We start from the raw sequence: 18,689 nt of genomic DNA on the forward strand, positions 1-18,689 counted from the left end.
TCAGCGTGAGCTGTATAGTCATCAAATGCTGACTATCGCTTCTCGTCTCGATGTAATGAACCGGCTGGGTCGAGCAATGGCTGATCCGACCCGGTCACGGATTTTGATGAGCCTACTGGCGGCTCCGAGCTATCCGGCCGTGCTCTCTCGACAGCTGGAGCTGACCCGGTCGAACGTTTCGAACCATCTGACCTGCCTGCGGGACTGCGGGATCGTCGTAGCAAAGCCCGAGGGCCGGCAGACGCGATATGAGATCGCGGACCCGCATCTGGCTCTCGCGCTGAAGACGTTGGTCGATGTCACCCTCGCCGTCGACGAGAACGCGCCGTGCATCGACCCTGCCTGCTCGGTCGACGGGTGCTGTGAGCCGGGAGAGACGGCGTGAGCGCGGAGACTGGTTCAGAGGTTGAGGAGGTCGACCTCGTCGATGCTGACGAACACGACGGGCCGTGGTGGCGGGATCGCGAAATTCTCGTCCCGGTCTTTTCCGGAATCGCATTCCTGGCCGGGCTGATCTGCGAGTGGTCCGGCGCGGAGCTTCCTGCGCTGGTGCTGTTCTGGATCGGTCTGCTGCTCGGCGCATCGACGTTCACCCCGAGCGCTATCCGGAAGCTGTTCAAGGGGAAGCTCGGCATCAGCCTATTGATGACGATCAGTGCGATCGGCGCCGTCATCCTTGGCTACGTTGAGGAGGCAGCCGCGCTTGCGTTTCTGTACTCCATCGCCGAAGCGCTCGAGGATAAGGCGATGGACCGCGCGCGCGGTGGTCTGCGCGCCCTGTTGAAGCTGGTTCCTGAGACTGCGACCGTCGTCACCTCGGGCACGTCCACACAAATCGCCGCGAAAGACCTGCAGCCTGGTCAGGTAATGCTGGTCCGTCCGGGTGAGCGAATCGCGACCGATGGAGTCGTACGCTCCGGACGAAGCAGTCTGAACACATCCGCAATCACCGGGGAGTCGATCCCGGTCGAGGTTGAGCCCGGCGATGCGGTCTCCGCGGGTGCGATCAACACTGCGGGCGCCTTGGAGGTCGAGGCCACCGCGGCGGGAACCGACAACTCGCTCACCACGATCGTTGAGTTGGTCGAGCAGGCTCAGGCCGAGAAGGGCGATCGCGCGCGCCTCGCCGACCGCATAGCGCGGCCGCTCGTGCCGGGGGTGCTGATTCTCGCCGCGCTCGTCGCGCTGGTCGGGTCGCTGTTCGGAGATCCGGAGCTCTGGATCACTCGGGCCCTTGTGGTCCTGGTTGCCGCGTCCCCATGCGCGCTGGCGATCTCGGTCCCGATCACGGTCGTCGCGGCGATAGGCGCAGCCAGCAAGTTCGGCGTCGTCATCAAGTCCGGGGCGATCTTCGAGCGCTTCGGCGGCATCCGTCACATCGCCGTCGACAAGACGGGCACCCTGACACGCAACGAGCCCACCGTCGCTGGAGCCCTCACCATCGATGGAGTCTCGGAGACGGATGTGCTCGAATGGGCAGCCGCTCTCGAAAGACACAGCACTCACCCGCTCGCGGCGGCGATCCTCGCAGCCGTACCCGACTCCCGCACCGCGGCTGACGTGAGGGAACTGGCCGGTCACGGCATCCAAGGTGTCATCGACGGCGCCCAGGTCACGGTCGGCAGCCCTCGGTGGCTCGCGGCCGGCGCTCTCGGGGATCGAGTCACGAGCATGGAAGAGCAGGGCATGACGGTCGTGATCGTGCACCGTGAGGGCACGCCGGTCGGCGCGATCGGCGTCCGCGACGAATTGCGCCAGGAGGTCCCCGAGGTAGTCCGAACTCTCACCGATCAAGGCATCGGCGTCACGATGCTCACCGGAGACAACGCCCGCACCGCAAATACTCTTGCCGAGCAAGCCGGGATCACCGATGTCCGAGCTGAGCTACGACCTGAGGAAAAGGCCGACGCGATTGGCAAGCTTTCTCAGACCGCGCCTACGGCCATGATCGGAGACGGCATCAACGACGCCCCAGCCCTGGCCGCCGCAGACATCGGAATCGCGATGGGCGCCACTGGCTCGGACGCCGCAATCGAGTCTGCCGACATCGCGTTCACCGGCCACGACTTGCGCCTCATCCCCCGCGCTTTCGACCACGCCCGTCGTGGGCGAAGAATCATCAACCAGAACATCATCCTTTCCCTGCTGATCATCGTCGTGCTGCTGCCTCTGGCGCTCCTCGGAATCCTCGGACTTGCAGCGGTCGTGCTGGTCCACGAGATCGCGGAGGTCATCGTGATCCTCAACGGCCTCAGGGCAGCGCGTACCCGGAATCCCAGCCGAGTCCAAAAGCGCTAGCCACCGCGCGCCCCCGTACCCACCTCGAGACCATACGTCCGGCGCCGAACTTGCGAACGAAGCGTCGCGTCACGAGCCGCGAGGTGCGTATGCCTTGCAGATGGAGCACCCACAGCCCATCGGGCACAGAGCCTCGGACGAGCCAGGCGTGTGCCGAGGCGCCGCCACGGAGTGGAACAGTGACGTCTGCCCAGTCTGCGTCGATCTCCGGGCCCGCCAGGACAGAACCGGTCCATTGCGCGTTGATGGTTCGGCGCCGATCGGTGCGGTCGACTAGAGCACAGGGCGCCTGAAGTGGTGTTCGTCCGATGATACAAACGGGCCCAACCAGCGTCTTCCGTCGCGGTTCGACACCCACGACGCGCCGCGCCAGCATCCAAACCACACTCGCGGCGGCCTCCCCGAGCACGGCCAAGCCGGTGGCCCCAGTGCCGATCACTTTCAAGGTGCGGTCACCGTCCCCGCGATACCCGACATGCGCACCGCGGCCGGTGCCCGCATCTACCGATCCAGCATCGCATCCCCTTTGGAGAGCCAGGCGGCGACAGTGGATCGCCAGCGCTCTCGGTCGGAGTTCCACGTCATCGTGTGTCCCGCCTGGAAGACTTCGAGCTGAACCAGATCTGGACGCAGCGCGGCGAAATTGCGAGAGACGGCGGGCGGCGCGGAGTCGTCATCCGCTCCGTGGAAGATCAGAGTAGGGGCTGCCAGCTCCTCCGCGCGTGCGACCCAGTCGAGATCTCCGAGAGGGATGACACCAGGCAAGCCGACTGCGCGTGCAAGCAAAGGCGATGTGAGCCACGGGAGGGCGAGGAGCCCCGCCGCGGCAGGCAGGCCGACGCGAGCGCAGTTCGCCTTGATCGTCGCGACCCAGTCGAGAACGGGCGACTCAAGCACGAGCCCATCGATCAGGCGCGCGTAACGCGGGCGTGCCGCGAGTTGGAGCGCGACCTGCGCTCCCATCGACCAGCCGAAGAGAACGACCCGACGCGCGCCCTGATCGATGGCGTACTGGATCGCAGCATCCACGTCGTCGACTTCAGTGGCGCCGAGGGTTGACCGACCACTTCCGCGCCGCGGGCCCTCGCCGTCATTCCTATAGCTGACGACGAGCGACGTGTAGCCCAGCTCGGTAGTGACTTGCACACCTCGCAGCGTTCCGGCTCGCGGGCTGCCGAGCCCATGAATGTGGATTACCCAGCTTGTCGACTGCGCGCCGCTGCCATCGATGCGCCATGCCGGCGCCCGCCCCGACGAAGTGGAGATGGCAACGTCCCGGCTGCTGAGCCCCGCATCTGCGGGCGTCATGAGGTAGATGCCGCTCCAGGAGACGCGCTCGTCGGCCGACGGTGTGAAGCCGGGTGCGGTTGCTGTCACTGAACGTGCGAGGCGCCCAGGCCCGCGATCAAGTACCTCGGCGGACAGCTGCACCCACTGGCCACCGGGAAACAGAAGAGTGAACTCACCTGGGGACTCAGTTTGATGCGTTCGATCGAGCACGATTGCTTGCTGGTCGCCATCCTGTTCGACGGCACGGATGGGCAGGTCGAATCGGCGCGGGCTCGGAGGGGCGGTCAGGCGCCGCGCGATCACCAAACCGAGGCCCAACGATAGGGACGCTGCGGCCGCCATCACACCTGCCAGCGCGATCGGGGCTCTCATGCCGCCCCTCGTTGAGAGTTGGGCCGTGTGGCCGGCGCGTGAAGTCGAGCTCCGTCGCTTCCAAGGAGATGCTGCTCCGCACGTTCAAGGACGAGACGGTCATCTGCGTTGAGAGAAAACGACACGCGCGGGTCGATCATCGCATCGCGGATCTCTACGACCTGTCGGTGCAGCTGCGCCTCGACGCCATCGGTTCGCACGGACGCGGCATCCGTCTGACTCAATCCCGGGCGAACGATCGTCGCCGCTCGCCATGCGGGCGCCAGGTCTTTGATGAGCGTGTGTGTTCGCGCCGCCCTCCGGCGTGCGCTCAGATAGCGCACTGTCGGCTGCCCAGCGAGTCCGACGCAGAGGAAGAAGAAGGTCAGTATGTAAAGCGGTCCATACGCGACAGACACATCAGCCATCAGGTCTACACGCCCGGCAACGTGTGCGATGTCCATGATGAGGACGACGACACAGAGAGCCACTCCGAGGATCGAGCCGACGACGAGACAACCGGCAGGCAAACGCTGTAGACCAACGCTCCACCGATACTGACGACTCGCGAGGACTGCCATGGTGCCAACCACGATCCCGTAGTAGCTGAACTGGATCATCGAGTACGCCGCTGCCGCAGGTTGCGCTCCGAGATCGATCATGAAGTTGGTCGTCGTAGCGCCACGGTCGATGAGAAGGAAGGCGACTACGACGCCACCCAGCGCAACAAGGAGGGCAGTGGGGCCGAGCACAACGCGAACAGGTCCGGGCTGATACTCCCCTGCCTTCATGATCCCTCGGCCGAGAAAGAAGATCCCGACCATGAGCGCGCAGTCCCCGATGAGTGTGGCGACATTCGAGCCACCGAGCAGTGCATCGATGGACCGGTAGACCGCATCAACATTGATCGTCATCGCGACAGCGATCGTGATCGCCGCGTACGTGATGCTCCGCTCGGCTCGTCCGCGGCGCAAGATGAGCAGGCTGGCGACGAGCAGCCCCATCAGCACTGCCACGAAGGTCTGCATCACCCGAAGATCTCGAGGTAGCGCGATTCGCCGTACACCGAGCCTCGAATCGCTGCAGCGAGATGATCAGCCAACGCTTCCGCCGCGATCTCGGTGTGAGTGTCCAGATTCTGTCGAGTGAGCAGTCGACGCCGAGTCCGGGTGGGGATGTCGGGAAGCAGGAAGTCTTCGGTCGAGCATTCGTCGTCTTCTCCGTGCCCGAGGATCATGTGGGCGAACTCGTGCAGGACGAACTGCTGACGGTGCAGGACGGAGTCGCTGTGAGCGTGAAGGACGAGGTCTTCGCGCTCGGTGATGAGCCACACTGCGCAGATGCCGTCGTGGTCGCCGAGATCCGCAAGTTCCACGATTCGGAGCGTGCGCTGCCGACGATTTTGGATGGCCCCGACGAGGTCGTCAAAGGTGAAGGTGCTACCCAGCGCAAGGTCTGCGACGGCCGTCGACACGGTCTGCTCGATATTCACGGTGTCACTCCCTTCTGGGGAGCATGTGCCGGTGGGGGCCACAAGGGACCGGCAAGGGCACTGCTCAGGTATGTGTCATTTCCTCATCCAGGAATCTGCTGATCGCCTGAAGAGCCTTTGGGGAGATGTCCCCCAGCGTGCGCGCGGCGTAGGACTTGACCTTCGCGGCTCGCATCGCCCGCACAAGGTCCAGCTGCGCGGTGACCTTGTCCGGGGTTGCCGCCCCGTCTTCCCCGAGCAGGAAGGCGGCGTCCACATCGAAGAACGCAGCCAGCCCTTCAAACAGCGCGGGATCTTGCACGTAGCGGTGGCCGTTGACCATATAGGTCCATCGGGATCTCGACAGGTTTACGCCACGGTCTGCGAGGAAGGCCGCAATCTGGGTGTAGGTCGGTTCGGAACCCGACTCAGTGATCGCGACGTCGAGGAGCAGCCTGAGGCGTTTCGCGAGGTCTTCCGCGGCCACTTTGCTCTCGTCTTCTGTCATTTCGTAGACCACCCTTCCCCTCGGGTGAGGCAAGGCTTGTCGTTTGTGAGCGCCCATCGACAGGCGTTGAGAATCCTCAATGTACCCGTTGGTCATGCTCAAATCAACCGTTGCGCATGCTCAATGCCGATGCTAGAACCGATGTCAAGCCAGCTTTGAGCATGCTCAACGAGGAGGTTACCGCCCAGCACCGATCACCGGGATTGCCGGCACCCCACCCACTCAGCCGGCGCGTTGGTGCGCTCGAATTTCATGAGCGCGCCCGCTAGAGAGCGAACGATGCAGGACCGTCTCGGTCGGTCGTTCGCGCCCTTGCCCGTCGGCTCCGGAGAGATGACGCGTACCTCCCCCAAGAAGCCGCTATGCGGCCAATCAGAAGGAGGTGCCACGCCATGACTCACCAACCCCTCACCGTGGGCTCCACTGAGGCGAAGCTCGAACGGCTTCACGCTCAGCTGGCGGATGCTGTGGCAGCGCTCGTGACGGGAGAGGACTGGGGGCGGGCTCTGGAGTTCGCCGCTCGGTTCCGCTCTCGTTCGTTCAACAACACCCTGCTGATCTGGATGCAGCACGTCGCCGCGTTTGAGCAGGGCAGGGTTGCTGAGCCAACGCCGACGTACGTCGCGGGGTTCCGGCAGTGGCAGGCGCTCGGAAGGTCGGTCGAACGCGGCCAGACGGGTTACAAGATCTTTGCGCCTATCCACGCGAGGTTCGCCTCGTCCACCCCGCAGGTCGCTGAGTCATGGCGTCGTCTTGCGCCTCGCGAGATCCCGAGACGCAATGACGAAGTGCGCACGCGAATGATCGGCGTGCGGCCCGCATACGTGTGGGATGCGTCGCAGACGAGCGGTGTACCGATTCCCCACGTGCCCGCTCCGCAGTTGCTCGCGGGCGAGGCGCCACAGGGCCTCTGGGAGGGTCTGGCGTCCTTGGTACGCGGACACGGGTACACGCTGCGCATTGTTCCGAACGATCGCGATCTCGGCGGAGCCAACGGCATCACTGACTACATCACTCGGAGTGTTGCCATTCGCGGCGACATAGACCCCGCGGCTCGGACGAAGACCTTGGCGCACGAGTTGGCGCACGTGATGCTGCACGGCCCTGACAACGCGGATGCCGCACTCCATCGCGGAATCGGGGAGGTCGAGGCGGAGTCCGTTGCCTTGATGATCGGAGCGGCCCACGGCCTCGATACATCGGGTTACACCATCCCGTATGTGGCGACCTGGGCAACTTCCGTCGATGGAAAGACGCCGGTGGAAGTGGTGCAAGCGACTGGAGAGCGCGTACGGACGACAGCGGTCACGATCCTCACGGAGCTGCCGACGGTGCAAGTCGGCTCGGGCGATCCGCCCGGTCTGACGAGGGAAGCGGGTCACGGTGCGCTTCGGTCAGGCCTTGCTGGTCCGGTGGAACGGTTCGATGATGTCGGCCGCGTGAGGGTTCGGCACTCGTCCCCCGAATCCGCGATCTCGGCCCGGGATCTGTGATGGACACGGTCGCCCTGTTCGCCGGAGTGATCGGCCTCTCGCCGCGGGAAGGCGCCGCTCGATTCGCTGCGGCAGGAGTCCCGATCTTCCCCTGCAAGCCGACAGAGAAGCGGCCGCTCACAGAGCACGGGTTCCGCGACGCGACCTCCGACGGCAGCCAGATCGCTCGATGGTGGTCTCGATGGCCGGAAGCGAACATCGGCATGCCGACCGGGCGAGCTTCGGCCGTCGAGGTCGTGGACATCGATGTGCACGGGCGGGTGCGCGGATTCGCTGCATTCGAGCTCGCTCGCCGGGAAGGTCTCGTGGATCGCTGGCAGGCGCTGGTGAGGACGGCATCCGGCGGGATGCACGCCTACTACCCCGCAGACCCTGATCGCGTTCAGGCATCGTGGCAGGCCGCCAGCGCCGGCATCGACTTCCGGGGCGAGGGCGGCTACGTCATCGTGCCGCCGTCGCTGGTGCTGTTCGAAGGCAACCGGTCTACGTACGAGCTGATCGGTGCTGGACGCGGGGACGCCGTGTCGATTGACGCATTTACGCTTCGACAGTTCATCGACCCGCGGCCAACGCCCGCCGCGTCGACGCTCGCGGAGGCCCGCAACGATGTCGATACGGAGCGTATCGCGGCCTGGATGGCCGCACGGGGTGAGGGCGAACGGAACCGCGCCTTGTACTGGGCTGCATGCCGGCTCGCGGAGAACGGGATCACAGATCAGAGTGCGCGCAATGTGCTCGGACCGGCGGCGGAGCACGCGGGGCTGCAGCGGGCCGAGATCCTGACGACCATTCGATCTGCGTACCGAACGCTGGTGGGGCCGACGCCACCCTTTCGCATTGGTGGCGGCAGCCCAGCATCCCGCTCGCTCAACGGGCAGGTGATCTCGTGATCCCCGGTGCTACGGATCCGCGGTCCGGACGGATTGCCGTGTGGACCGCGGTCGTCGGCACGGTGTTCATCGCTGTCGGTGCGTTCTGGTTGTCGTTCACCGCTCTCGCGGATCTCGCCCGCCGGTCCGGCATCGCGGCGACGCAGGCGTGGGCGTGGCCGCTCATTGTGGACGGAATCATCGTCGTGGGAACCGTTGCCGTCGTCGCGCTCGCCGGACAGCGGGGTGCGTGGTATCCGTGGATGCTGCTCGTGATCGGTGCGGCGGTATCGGTCGCCGCAAACTCGATCCATGCCGTCGTCGCGGCCGATGCGGATGTTCTTCCCGTGCTTGCAGCGTCGGTTGCCGCAGTACCTCCGCTGGTGCTTCTCGCGATCACACACCTGACGGTCGTTCTCACCCAGCGATTCCGGTTTCACGTCTCCTCCACAACCGAGGCGACACCGGACCTATCCACAGAAGTCGTTCGACTTCGCCCGCTGTCCGATGTTCCCGAGAAGGGTGCCCGTAGAGACGTTGCGGCGCTGATGCGTCAGCGCGGGATGTCGAACAAGGAGATCGCAAGCGCCACGGGAGTTCATCCCTCGACGGTCGGCCGATGGCTCGCGGGGGCGATCGGCACACCTGAGGTACAGAAGGGAGCTACGTCATGAACGATTACGAGCGAGTCGATCAGTCTCGTCTGCCACTACGCCCGGGCACGTCGGAGCGGGAACGGGAACTTTCTGGCAACCCGTCCCCCGATGAGGTCTCCGAACTGGCGCGGCACGGCGATCCTTCACTCGCGAGGCAGCCCCTCTCCCTCTCCGGCGCCGAGCAGGTTCGAAGCGAGGTCGTCTGGATGCGGCCTACGGAACTCGTTCCCGCCGTTACGGGGCGCGTCGCGGGGCAGGGAATCGACCTCGAGTCCTCACTCGCGCGGCGAGCGCGCGCCATCCCGACGCAGGGAGTCGCAGCAACTCGCCGAGCTATCCGTGAACGGGCGCTTCGCCTCCCGCCGGTCGAGGCGTTTGGGAACGGTCGCGCTGTTCACGGATCGGTCCGCCGCAGTGGAATCGGCCGCTAGCGAGGTTGCCATGTCGAACCAGGGTCTCCCGTCAACTGGTGCAGAGTCGGCGCGCTCGACGCGGACTCACGACTCGTCCGAGTCGGCGAACAAGTCCGCTGCGTTTGAGAGCTCGGAGGGTCTGCGCGAGCTGCTCGAACGTCTGGCCGCGCAAGATCACGGTGCCTGGCGCCGCGACGCCGAAGCGGCAGCGCTCATGGGGCACGTCGTTCGGCGATACGCCAAGCTCGCTCGCAAGCATGGGCTCGATCCATGGGATGCTGCCGCAGCGGCATTCGATGCGATGCGCTCGTCGTCCGTGCGCAATGCCGACGATCCCTGGGCGGTAGTCACGCGGGCGGTGCAGGTGACGCTGATCGCTGAGGAACGCGCGAATGGACTGCTGTGCTCCGTCTACCAGGCGCGCCGTCCTGAGTTCTCGTCGTTCCACGACCCCGAGCGATTCAGCGACCGGGAGAACCCTCTGAGCGACTATCATCCGGCACTTCGCGTGCAGTCGATCGGGGACGAGCCGGATGACGGCCACTCATCTGACGGCGCCGGGATAGGTGATGCAGTCGAGAATGCGATCGCCTTCATGACCCTGCTCGGCTGGCCGCGCACGCCCGCGCGCACCGCGATGGAGTACATCTGCGCACGGCTCAGCGAGGTCCCTTCGCGTGCGACGGCCTGGGAATCGCTCCGGCGCGACGTTCACGGAAGAACCCTCCTCGACCTGTCGTCCGCGTCGTGGAATGGATTGCTCCGCGCGGTCCTTGGTAACCCGGAACCGGAGGTCGCGCGGACGACAGCTGGCCGCGGCATCCTGCTTCGCCTGCTGATCGGCGAGCCGCTGCGTTCTCTCCTGACGGATGACGACCTCGTCCTCGCGGTCAGTCTCGCCGCACCCGCCGAGCGGTCGAGGCGGTGACCGTGGGAACCAACACCGGCCACATCGAGCTCGAACGATCGATCGAATCGATCATCGTCGGGAAGCGACACCGCACCGAATACGGGGACATCGACGAGCTCGCCGACTCGATCACCCGTGACGGCCTGCTGCAGCCGGTCACCGTGACCCCGGAAGGCGTCTTGGTGTGTGGCGCTCGTCGGCTCGAAGCGTTGAAGCGGCTGGGCGAGAAGACGATCAAAGTGTGGGTGCGGTCTGGCATCTCGGATCGGCTCGCCGAGCTGTTGGCGGAGCAGGCTGAGAACCTCCTCCACAAGCCGCTCACGCCGACAGAGGCGGCCGCCCTCTACACCGAACTGAAGGATCACATCGCCGACGACGCGACTCGCCGTCAGGCCGCGACCCGCTTCGGCCGTCCCGAGTCGCGGAATGGAAGTGACGGTGGTGCCACCGTGGCACCACCGCAGTTCAAGTCGGGCAAGAGTCGCACGCAGGCAGCCCAGATGGTCACCGGCAAGGCGTCGTACACGACGCTGGAGCGCATCGCCGAACTTCAGCGCTTTGTCACTGACCCTGGCGCCGACCCAGCCCTGAAAGAGAAGGCGAGCGAAGAGCTGCGACTCATCGACGAGGGCGGAAGTGTCGCCGCGTCGCACGCGCGAATCCGGCAACTTCTCGAGCCGGAGCCGGCACAGCAGTTCGAGGACTTCGAAGCGCCCGAAGACTTCGAGCCGCCCGACGAACTCGAGCAGTTGGCGAGCGCGGCCCTTGCGAGAGTCAAGGAGGCCAAGCGAAATCGGCGGACGCCCCGGTCGCGCGCCGTCGCGACGCATGTCTTTCCCGTCCGGGCGTTCGTGCGTGTGTGGGAGGACCTCGACCTCTGGTGGACACACTTCGATGTCGCAGCTGTGGCCTCCGAATTGACTGATGAGCAACTCGAGCAGTTCGAGTCGACTCTCGCGTCGACCGTGGAGTTCTTCTCGACGCTCCGCAGTGCGAGGGTGCAACTGAAGCGGGAGATTGCGTAATGGTCGCCACGCTGCGACCCCGGCGGCGCCTCGTCCTTTTCCTCACGATCGGTTTCGCTGTGTTGGCCGCACTCGTCGGCGTCGGGCTGTACGGCCTAGTCCTAGCGCCGACGCCAAGCACGCCGACGACTGCTGTCGATCCAGCAGCGCCGGCTACCCCGCCCGTTGATCCCGAACCGAGAGCCTCGAGAGCAGAGCTTCCCCCGATCCGCTCGACACCTGATGCCGAGTCCTTCGCGCGCGACGCAGCGCATGCGCTCATCAATTGGGACACCGCGACCGACTTCGATCCGGTCGACTACGCACAGGTCATCGTCGACGCCGGGGATCCCTCCGGAGCCGAGACCGCCGGGCTTGCCTCCGATGTGCGCATCTACCTGCCGACCGCGGAAGCCTGGATGACGCTGCGCACCTACGGCACGCGCCAGTGGCTCACCATCGATGAAGCGTTCGTGCCGGCATCCTGGAACGACGCGATCGATCAAGCGACACCTGGCCAAATCCTTCCCGGAACCATCGCGTACACAATCACGGGTACACGCCACCGCGCGGGCATCGTAGGGACCCAGGCGCAGGAGACGTCTCGACCGATCGCGTTCACACTCTTCATCGCCTGCGAGCCGAGTTTCGACGAATGCCGCCTGCTCCGGCTCTCCGAGGTCGACAATCCGCTCCGGTGACGGACGTCCGCATGAAGAAGCTCGTCATCGCCCTCGCCGTCGCCCTGATCACCCTGCCGTTCGCCGGCTTGATCGCGCTCCCCCTCGTCCTCTCCCCCGCCGCGCTCGCTGCCTGCCAGGCATCCGGCCAGCTCGTCGTCACCGAGGTGCCGGAGAACCTGACGGCGACACGGAGCGACGGGGTACCGGTAACCCTCGGGCACACACAACTCACCCGTGCCGCGACGATCATCACGGTCGGCAGCGGTATTGAGGGTGTCGGGCGGCAGGGGGTGCTGATCGGGCTGATGGCCGCACTCACCGAGTCGACCCTGCGCATGCTCGCGAACGCCGCCTATCCCGCATCGCTGGGCATGCCCAACGACGGCATCGGGAGCGATCACGACTCACTCGGCCTGTTTCAGATGCGCCCGACGGCCGGCTGGGGCACCGTGGATGAGCTCATGGATCCGGACTACCAGGTGCGCGCATTCTTCGGCGGAGCAGAAGGACCCAACTTTCCCTCCCCCGCGGGGCTCCTCGACATCCCTGGCTGGCAGGCAGCCGATCCCGGCTCGGCCGCGCAAGCAGTCGAGCGCTCGGCCTACCCCGACCGCTACCAGGACTATCAGCCCGTCGCGGAAGCCATCCTCGTCGCGCTGACCCGGCCGATCGCGTCGGCGAACGGAGGCGGCGCACCTCTCGATTCAGTCCCCGAGACGGCCCGCATCGTCTTTCCCCTCCCGAGCGACACGTGGGTGCGGGCCAGCGGCTATGGCGGGCGAACCGACCCCATGACGGGTCGACCTGCGTTCCATGCAGGAACCGACTTCTCTGCGGCAGACGTCACACCGATCTTCTCGATCGCGGACGGGATCGTCAGCTGGGCAGGTCCGTACGGGGGCTACGGACAGCTGATCGTCATCGAGCACACGGTCAACGGAGAGCGGGTGGCGTCGGCCTACGCGCACATGTGGCCAACGGGTGTCCACGTGACGGTCGGCGAGCGCGTCACCGCCGGCGCACACATCGGTGACGTCGGGTCATCCGGCAAGTCCACGGGACCGCACCTGCACTTCGAGATCCGACCCGGCGGTGCGTTCGAACCGGCTATCGACGCAGACCCGTGGCTCGCCGAGCACGGGGCGGAAGGATTAGACGCCGCTACCGCTGGCAGGACAGCGTGCGCGTCAGGCGCATGAGGTGACCGAAATGGACATCTTCCCGGACTTCGGAGCAGTTGGAGGAGCGGGTGACCTCCGCGCGATCGTCGGCGCCCTCCTCATGTACGTCCTGATCTTCGCGGTACTTGCGATCCTCATCTGCGCCGCCACATGGGCGATCGCGTCTACGAGCGGAAACTACCAGTCGGCCATGAGAGCCCGTACCGGCCTCGTTGTTGCCGTCGGCGCAGCGGCACTTGCCGGCGCGGCGGTCGCCTGGATGAACTTCCTCATTGGGGTCGGCCAACAGCTCTAGCCAGAGTGCGTGCACAGACTGCGCGGGTCGACGGATCTCGGGGACGCGGCACGCACCTTGTACGCAGGTTCGTTTCTGCGCAGACAAGGAGCACGACCGTGATCGACATCGTTCCCAACGGGTCGGGACTTCCCGGCATCGAGCAACTCCGCGTCATCGTCGGCGCAGTGATGACAGTCGGGCTCATTCTCGCCGTGCTCGCCCTCATCATCGCCGCTGTCGCGTGGGGGTATGGAGCCAACTCATCGAACCCCCATCTCGCCTCACGGGGCAAGCTCGGCGTTCTGGTGGCGTGCGGCGCGGCACTCATCTGCGGAGCGTCGGTCACGCTCGTGAACTTCTTCTGGGGTGTCGGCCAGTCCGTCTGAGCGAGACGCGGCCGATTGAGAGGAACGACGCGAGTGGGCGGGGTCTGCGATATTCCGGCGATCGCCGAGGTATGCCAGACCGTCGGGTCGGGTGTCACATCTCTCGTTGCCGCGCCCTTCGATTGGCTCGCCCACACGCTCGCCGCAGCCGCCGCGTGGTTCTTCGAAGCCGTCTGGGCGGTGTTCGACACGACCACACTCGTCGACGTCACCGGTGACCAGTACACCCAGGTGTACAACCTGCTTTTCGGCGTAGCGCTGTTCGTGATGCTCGTGTTCTTCTGCCTGCAACTGATCACCGGATTGGCGCATCGCGATCCGACTGCGCTCTCACGGGCTGCCGTGGGCCTTGGCAAGTCGGTGCTCGGCTCGTTCGTCGCAATCGCCCTGACGGCGACGCTGCTGGAGATCACGGATCAGCTGGCCGTCGGGATCGTCCAGGCAACAGGAAACACGATGGAGGGAATGGGCGACAGAATCGCCCTGATGGCCGCCGGGCTGGTCGCGATCAACATCGCGAGCCCCGGCGTCGGCGCGATCATGACGATCTTCCTCGCAGGACTCGCGATCGCAGCCACCGCAATTGTGTGGTTCTCGCTCCTCATCCGCAAAGCCCTGCTCCTGGTGGCGATCGTGTTCGCGCCGATCGCACTGGCCGGATTCTCCTGGGATGCGACCCGCGGCTGGTTCGGCAAATGGGTGGCGTTCGTGGTGGCCCTCGTGTTCTCCAAGCTCGTGCTTGTCGTCCTCTTCCTCGTCGCGATCAACCAGACCGCGGCGCCGATTGACCTTGATCTCGCCTCGATCAGCGATCCCGTGGCGGGAGTCGTGCTCATGCTCGTCGCAGCCTTCGCGCCGTACATGACCTACAAGTTCATCTCGTTCGTCGGCGTCGATATGTACCACGCGATGTCGACCGAACAGGAGGCGAAGGGAGCGCTGAATCGGCCCGTCCCGGTGCCGGTTAGCCCAGCGACGGCGAAGTCTGCGAAGTCGATCCTCGACGGGGGTGGCACCTCGAGCGGGTCGGCGGCCCCGGTGGCGACGAGCGCCGCCGGCAGCGCGGCCGGAACGGGTGCCGGCGCGGGAGCGTCTGGGGCAGCAGCGTCAGGCGCAGGAACTTCAGGAGCTGCGGCGGCCGCCGGCCCGGCCGCCGCAGTCATCGTCGGCGGTCAGGTGGCTGGCAAGGCCGCCTCCGCCGGACCCAAGCTCGGCAACTCCACCGGATCAGCAGCCATGGGACATTCCGAGGGCGCCAATCCGACGGACATACCACCGTCATCGACGACCTCCCCGGCTGTCGTGCAACCGATTCCACAGCCGCGCACACCGAACCCGCCCCCGCGACCGATCCCCACTCCGCGCGAAAGGACGACGGCATGACAGCGAGCAACACCCCGCGCGCGAACCAACTCCGCCCGGTTCAGTTCTCCCGTCTGTCCAAGCGAGGCGTGATGCTCGGCCTCTCCCTGGCGCAGCTCGTGACGCTCGCCATCGGACTGATCGCGTTCACCAGCGCCGTGTACCTGGGCGGCGGCATCCTCTTCGGCCTCACCTCACCGATCTGGGTGACGAGCATCGCTCTTGCCTTCGTCCCCGTGGGTGGTCGGAAGCTCATCGAATGGGTGCCGATCTCAACGCGCTGGGTGCGGCGAAGCGTCGGCGGCCAGCTGCGATTCCGTGCGGACTTGGTCAAGCCGCGCCCCGCGGGCACGCTCGCACTCCCCGGCGACGCCGCCGCGCTCCGAGAGTGGGTCGACCCCGAGACAGGCGCCGCCATGATCCAAGACCCTCACGCTCAGACCCTGACGGCGATCGCCGGCATCACGCATCCGGCTTTCGTTCTTCTCGACAGCGGCGAACAGGAGCGTCGGGTGGCCGGCTGGGGGCGAGTGCTCGCGACGGTCTGCCGGTCGGGCCGCATCGCGCGCGTGCAGATCTCCGAGCGCACAGTGCCCAGCTCCGGAAGCGGGCTCGCCGAATGGTGGGCCCGGCATGGTGTCGATGATGACTCTTGGCCGGCGGTCACCTACAAGGAGCTCATTGAGCGCGCCGGCCCTGCCGGCGAACGGCATGAGACGACAATCGCCCTCGCGCTCGACCTACGCGCGGCCGCCCGCCAGATCCGCGCCGCCGGGGGTGGCATGAAGGGGGCAGCGAGCGTCCTGCGTCAGGAGATGACGACGTTCGCGGCAGCGCTGCGGGCAGCCGATCTGACGCCTACAGGCTGGCTGAGCCCAGGCGAGGTCGCAGTCGTGCTGCGCTCCGCATACGATCCCGCAGCCGCTCCCGCGCTCGAGCGACACGGGGACATTGGCCGATCTCTCGCAACGGCCGGCCCCATCGCAGTCTCCGAAACCTGGGACCGGCTACGTACCGACTCGGCCCACCACGCGGTTCTCTGGATCTCGGAGTGGCCGCGGTCACAGGTGTACCCCGGCTTCCTCTCCCCCTTGCTGCTGACCTCGGGCATCCAACGCACATTCACTCTGACGTGCACGCCGGTCCGTGCCGACCTCGCTGCGCGGGACATCAGGAGAAAGAAGGTGGGGCTTCTCTCGGATGCCGCGCAGCGGGCGAAGGTCGGGCAGATCGAGGATGCCGCGCGCACCGCCGAATACAACGACGTCGTGCAGCAAGAGTCAGACCTTACGGCTGGTCACGGCGTGCTGCGCTTCACCGGGCTCGTCGCAGTGTCGGCGCCGAGCGTCGACGAGCTGGATGCCGCAGTCGCGGCGATCGAGCAGGCCGCCGTGCAAGCTGCCTGCGAAACACGGAGGCTCGTGGGTCAGCAGGCGCAAGCGTTCGCCGTCGCCGCGCTGCCCCTGTGCCGAACCGTATGACGCGCGGGGACACCTCGCGCACCTGACTGACGACTTCTGTTGCAGGGGGACACGCAATGCCTACATTCCAGGATCCTGTCGTCGATGGCGAGGAAGCGTGTCACGCATTGCGCGCTCTCGCGCACGCTACGCGCACGTTCGATAACCCGGCACAGACGTACGAGGTGGTCGGGGATCTGCTGGGCGGGCTGAGATCGCTCGAACAGGTGCTCGATCAGCTCGCGTTCGCGCACACCAGCTCGGACGCGATCGCCCGCACTGATGACGGCGATCACTGGGCCGGGGTGGAGGAAGCCCACGCAGCCGCCCTCGCGCTGCGCCGTGCGTCGACCCTTGTCGCTCGGGCCGGCATGGCCCTGGATCGGGCATCTCAGCACTCGGGCCGAATCGCATGGGGCTCCCCCTCCGCCGCCGCGCCGCCGGTCTCGGAATCGCTCGCGCCCCGCTTCAATCCGAACGACTCGTTTCAGCGCCCTGGCCACTTCGCCTTCCAGGGCTCTGGTGCGAAAGTTCACCGCCGGAACGGGATGTCGCTGTGAACGCGCAAGGGGGTGAGCGCATACACACCACAACGCTCGTTGACCCGGCAGGCGAACCCAGGAAGGAGCGTCGTGCCCGACGAAAGGCATCCCAGCGTCTCAGTGCCGCTACTCACGCTGCCACCACCGCATCCGGCCGTGCCGAGGCCGAAGCACAGCGCGCGGATCTACGCGCGACGGCCTACCTGCCCGCTTCCGGCGAGTCGCGCCCCACGGCGCTCCGAACCCCCGGCCGCCTGGGGATACCGCGCCACCAGGACACCAGTGCGACGCTCGCCGGGGCGTACCCGTTCCTGGCCGAAGGCGGACTCGGGTCCCAAGGCGTCTTCGTTGGCCAGGACCTCTACTCCGGCGCGTCGTTCGTTTACGACCCGTGGGTGCTCTACTCACGCGGGATGATCACCGCGCCGAACATCGTCCTGGCAGGCATAGTGGGCTCCGGTAAGTCATCGCTCGTGAAGAGCCTCTACACACGCTCGATCCCCTTCGGCCGCCGCGTCTACGTACCCGGCGACCCGAAGGGCGAACACACCGCCGTCGCCGAAGCGGTCGGTGGGCAGGCAATCGTGCTCGGGCACGGCATGGCGAACCGGCTCAATCCGCTCGACGAAGGGCATCGCCCATCCGGCGTTTCCGACGAGAGCTGGGCCGGTCAGGTCGCCTCTCGTCGCCGCGACCTCATCGGCGCCCTGACCGAAACCGTGCTCGAACGACCACTCAGCCCGCTGGAGCACACCGCGATCGACCTCGCTCTCGCGGACACTGTCCGCTCATGCGAGACCCCGATCCTGCCGATGGTCGTAGAACGCATCCTCTCCCCGGACGCATCTCAGCAAGCCGACCGACGCCTCGTCGAGGACGGCAGGGTCGTCGGGCACGCACTCCGTCGGCTCGTCGCAGGAGATCTCGCTGGTCTATTCGACGGTCCCAGCACCGTCACCTTCGATCCGACTCTGCCGATGATCTCGCTCGATCTGTCGCGCGTTGCCGAGAATGCGACGCTCGTCTCTGTCCTCATGACGTGCTCCTCCGCCTGGATGGAGTCTGCCCTCCTCGACCCTCACGGTGGGCAGCGTTGGGTCATCTACGACGAAGCCTGGCGGCTCATGTCGCATCCCGCCCTCCTGCGACGGATGGATGCTCAGTGGCGGCTCGCCCGCCACTACGGAATCGCGAACCTGCTCGTCTTCCACAAGCTCTCCGACCTCGACAACGTCGGCGACCAGGGATCCGCGATGCGCGCGATCGCCTCATCGCTCCTCGCCAATGCGGAGACGCGGATCATCTACCGGCAGGAAGCGGACCAACTCGGAGCGACTGCGACTGCGTTGGGCCTCACCAGCACCGAGCAGAGTCTGTTGCCCGGCTTGGCCACAGGCCAAGGCCTCTGGAGGATCAAAGACCGCAGCTTCGTGGTCCAGCACCAACTGCACCCCGCGGAGCTCGCAGCTTTCGACACGACGAGCCGGATGACGGAGGGCGTGAGATGACGACAGCGCACGCATTACGACGATCCA

The 18,689-nt window shown here is 66.1% G+C and carries 19 protein-coding genes; 15 read left to right on the forward strand and 4 right to left on the reverse strand.

What is annotated here, in order from left to right:
- Positions 1–25 precede the first annotated feature (25 nt).
- Both FFS15_RS08775 and FFS15_RS08780 read left to right on the forward strand, forming a co-directional pair.
- On the forward strand, positions 26–385 hold the full coding sequence (locus FFS15_RS08775; protein WP_137844646.1) for a metalloregulator ArsR/SmtB family transcription factor: 360 nt from the start codon (positions 26–28) through the stop codon (positions 383–385).
- Entirely contained in the window at positions 382–2,298 is a 1,917-nt protein-coding gene (locus FFS15_RS08780) for a cation-translocating P-type ATPase (protein ID WP_137844647.1), read from the forward strand. The genes FFS15_RS08775 and FFS15_RS08780 overlap by 4 nt, the downstream gene beginning before the upstream one ends.
- 501 nt (positions 2,299–2,799) lie before the next feature.
- On the opposite strand, the gene FFS15_RS08785 is transcribed toward FFS15_RS08780, so the two are convergent.
- From FFS15_RS08785 to FFS15_RS08800, 4 genes are all read right to left on the reverse strand, one after another.
- Positions 2,800–3,960 carry an alpha/beta fold hydrolase gene (locus tag FFS15_RS08785; RefSeq protein WP_137844648.1) on the reverse strand — a complete coding sequence of 387 codons (1,161 nt, stop codon included), beginning with the start codon at positions 3,958–3,960 and terminating at the stop codon, positions 2,800–2,802.
- On the reverse strand, positions 3,957–4,967 hold the full coding sequence (locus tag FFS15_RS08790; RefSeq protein ID WP_249353885.1) for a hypothetical protein: 1,011 nt from the start codon (positions 4,965–4,967) through the stop codon (positions 3,957–3,959). The genes FFS15_RS08785 and FFS15_RS08790 overlap by 4 nt, the downstream gene beginning before the upstream one ends.
- Positions 4,967–5,431: an ImmA/IrrE family metallo-endopeptidase gene (locus tag FFS15_RS08795; RefSeq protein WP_137844650.1), complete on the reverse strand. Its 465-nt coding sequence runs from the start codon at positions 5,429–5,431 to the stop codon at positions 4,967–4,969. Before FFS15_RS08795 ends, FFS15_RS08790 begins: the two co-directional genes overlap by 1 nt.
- A gap of 64 nt (positions 5,432–5,495) precedes the next feature.
- Complete coding sequence (locus tag FFS15_RS08800) at positions 5,496–6,014, reverse strand: hypothetical protein (RefSeq protein ID WP_349290458.1); 519 nt, start codon at positions 6,012–6,014, stop codon at positions 5,496–5,498.
- Positions 6,015–6,310: 296 nt separating this feature from the next.
- Here FFS15_RS08800 and FFS15_RS08805 point away from each other — a divergent pair, with 296 nt between their 5' ends.
- From FFS15_RS08805 to FFS15_RS08865, 13 genes are all read left to right on the forward strand, one after another.
- A complete protein-coding gene (locus FFS15_RS08805; RefSeq protein WP_137844651.1) occupies positions 6,311–7,411 on the forward strand; it encodes an ArdC-like ssDNA-binding domain-containing protein in 1,101 nt (366 codons plus the stop codon).
- Positions 7,411–8,301: a bifunctional DNA primase/polymerase gene (locus FFS15_RS18865; RefSeq protein ID WP_137844652.1), complete on the forward strand. Its 891-nt coding sequence runs from the start codon at positions 7,411–7,413 to the stop codon at positions 8,299–8,301. Before FFS15_RS08805 ends, FFS15_RS18865 begins: the two co-directional genes overlap by 1 nt.
- A 38-nt stretch (positions 8,302–8,339) precedes the next feature.
- Positions 8,340–8,954, forward strand: a complete 615-nt coding sequence (locus FFS15_RS08815) for a DUF2637 domain-containing protein (protein WP_249353886.1) — start codon at positions 8,340–8,342, stop codon at positions 8,952–8,954.
- A 423-nt stretch (positions 8,955–9,377) separates the two neighbouring features.
- Positions 9,378–10,277: a hypothetical protein gene (locus FFS15_RS08820; RefSeq protein WP_137844654.1), complete on the forward strand. Its 900-nt coding sequence runs from the start codon at positions 9,378–9,380 to the stop codon at positions 10,275–10,277.
- Between the two features lie 2 nt (positions 10,278–10,279).
- Positions 10,280–11,284: a ParB N-terminal domain-containing protein gene (locus tag FFS15_RS08825; protein WP_137844655.1), complete on the forward strand. Its 1,005-nt coding sequence runs from the start codon at positions 10,280–10,282 to the stop codon at positions 11,282–11,284.
- The gene (locus tag FFS15_RS08830; protein WP_171013136.1) at positions 11,284–11,964 is read left to right on the forward strand and encodes a hypothetical protein; all 681 of its coding nucleotides are present in this window, start codon (positions 11,284–11,286) and stop codon (positions 11,962–11,964) included. The genes FFS15_RS08825 and FFS15_RS08830 overlap by 1 nt, the downstream gene beginning before the upstream one ends.
- Positions 11,961–13,145 (forward strand): M23 family metallopeptidase, encoded by a 1,185-nt coding sequence (locus FFS15_RS08835; RefSeq protein ID WP_249353887.1) that lies wholly within the window; start codon positions 11,961–11,963, stop codon positions 13,143–13,145. The genes FFS15_RS08830 and FFS15_RS08835 overlap by 4 nt, the downstream gene beginning before the upstream one ends.
- A gap of 10 nt (positions 13,146–13,155) precedes the next feature.
- A complete protein-coding gene (locus tag FFS15_RS08840) occupies positions 13,156–13,422 on the forward strand; it encodes a DUF6112 family protein (RefSeq protein ID WP_137844702.1) in 267 nt (88 codons plus the stop codon).
- 98 nt (positions 13,423–13,520) lie between these two features.
- Positions 13,521–13,790 (forward strand): DUF6112 family protein, encoded by a 270-nt coding sequence (locus FFS15_RS08845; protein ID WP_028495551.1) that lies wholly within the window; start codon positions 13,521–13,523, stop codon positions 13,788–13,790.
- Positions 13,791–13,823: 33 nt separating this feature from the next.
- Positions 13,824–15,173, forward strand: a complete 1,350-nt coding sequence (locus tag FFS15_RS08850; RefSeq protein WP_137844656.1) for a conjugal transfer protein TrbL — start codon at positions 13,824–13,826, stop codon at positions 15,171–15,173.
- On the forward strand, positions 15,170–16,633 hold the full coding sequence (locus FFS15_RS08855; protein ID WP_137844657.1) for an SCO6880 family protein: 1,464 nt from the start codon (positions 15,170–15,172) through the stop codon (positions 16,631–16,633). The genes FFS15_RS08850 and FFS15_RS08855 overlap by 4 nt, the downstream gene beginning before the upstream one ends.
- Before the next feature lie 164 nt (positions 16,634–16,797).
- Positions 16,798–17,172 carry a hypothetical protein gene (locus FFS15_RS08860; RefSeq protein WP_137844658.1) on the forward strand — a complete coding sequence of 125 codons (375 nt, stop codon included), beginning with the start codon at positions 16,798–16,800 and terminating at the stop codon, positions 17,170–17,172.
- Positions 17,169–18,662, forward strand: a complete 1,494-nt coding sequence (locus tag FFS15_RS08865; RefSeq protein ID WP_137844659.1) for an ATP-binding protein — start codon at positions 17,169–17,171, stop codon at positions 18,660–18,662. The genes FFS15_RS08860 and FFS15_RS08865 overlap by 4 nt, the downstream gene beginning before the upstream one ends.
- Positions 18,663–18,689: the final 27 nt, after the last annotated feature.

Source organism: Microbacterium sp. 2FI, assembly GCF_005502885.1.
Classification (GTDB): Bacteria; Actinomycetota; Actinomycetes; order Actinomycetales; family Microbacteriaceae; genus Microbacterium.

Bases quoted from the DNA above. Each gene is read 5' to 3' on its own strand.
- FFS15_RS08840 (WP_137844702.1), top strand. From the start codon at position 13,156: ATGGACATCTTCCCGGACTTCGGAGCAGTTGGAGGAGCGGGTGACCTC.
- FFS15_RS08775 (WP_137844646.1), top strand. From the start codon at position 26: ATGCTGACTATCGCTTCTCGTCTCGATGTAATGAACCGGCTGGGTCGA.
- FFS15_RS08855 (WP_137844657.1), top strand. From the start codon at position 15,170: ATGACAGCGAGCAACACCCCGCGCGCGAACCAACTCCGCCCGGTTCAG.
- FFS15_RS08820 (WP_137844654.1), top strand. From the start codon at position 9,378: ATGTCGAACCAGGGTCTCCCGTCAACTGGTGCAGAGTCGGCGCGCTCG.
- FFS15_RS08805 (WP_137844651.1), top strand. From the start codon at position 6,311: ATGACTCACCAACCCCTCACCGTGGGCTCCACTGAGGCGAAGCTCGAA.
- FFS15_RS08785 (WP_137844648.1), bottom strand. From the start codon at position 3,960: ATGAGAGCCCCGATCGCGCTGGCAGGTGTGATGGCGGCCGCAGCGTCC.
- FFS15_RS08790 (WP_249353885.1), bottom strand. From the start codon at position 4,967: ATGCAGACCTTCGTGGCAGTGCTGATGGGGCTGCTCGTCGCCAGCCTG.
- FFS15_RS18865 (WP_137844652.1), top strand. From the start codon at position 7,411: ATGGACACGGTCGCCCTGTTCGCCGGAGTGATCGGCCTCTCGCCGCGG.
- FFS15_RS08800 (WP_349290458.1), bottom strand. From the start codon at position 6,014: ATGACCAACGGGTACATTGAGGATTCTCAACGCCTGTCGATGGGCGCT.
- FFS15_RS08830 (WP_171013136.1), top strand. From the start codon at position 11,284: ATGGTCGCCACGCTGCGACCCCGGCGGCGCCTCGTCCTTTTCCTCACG.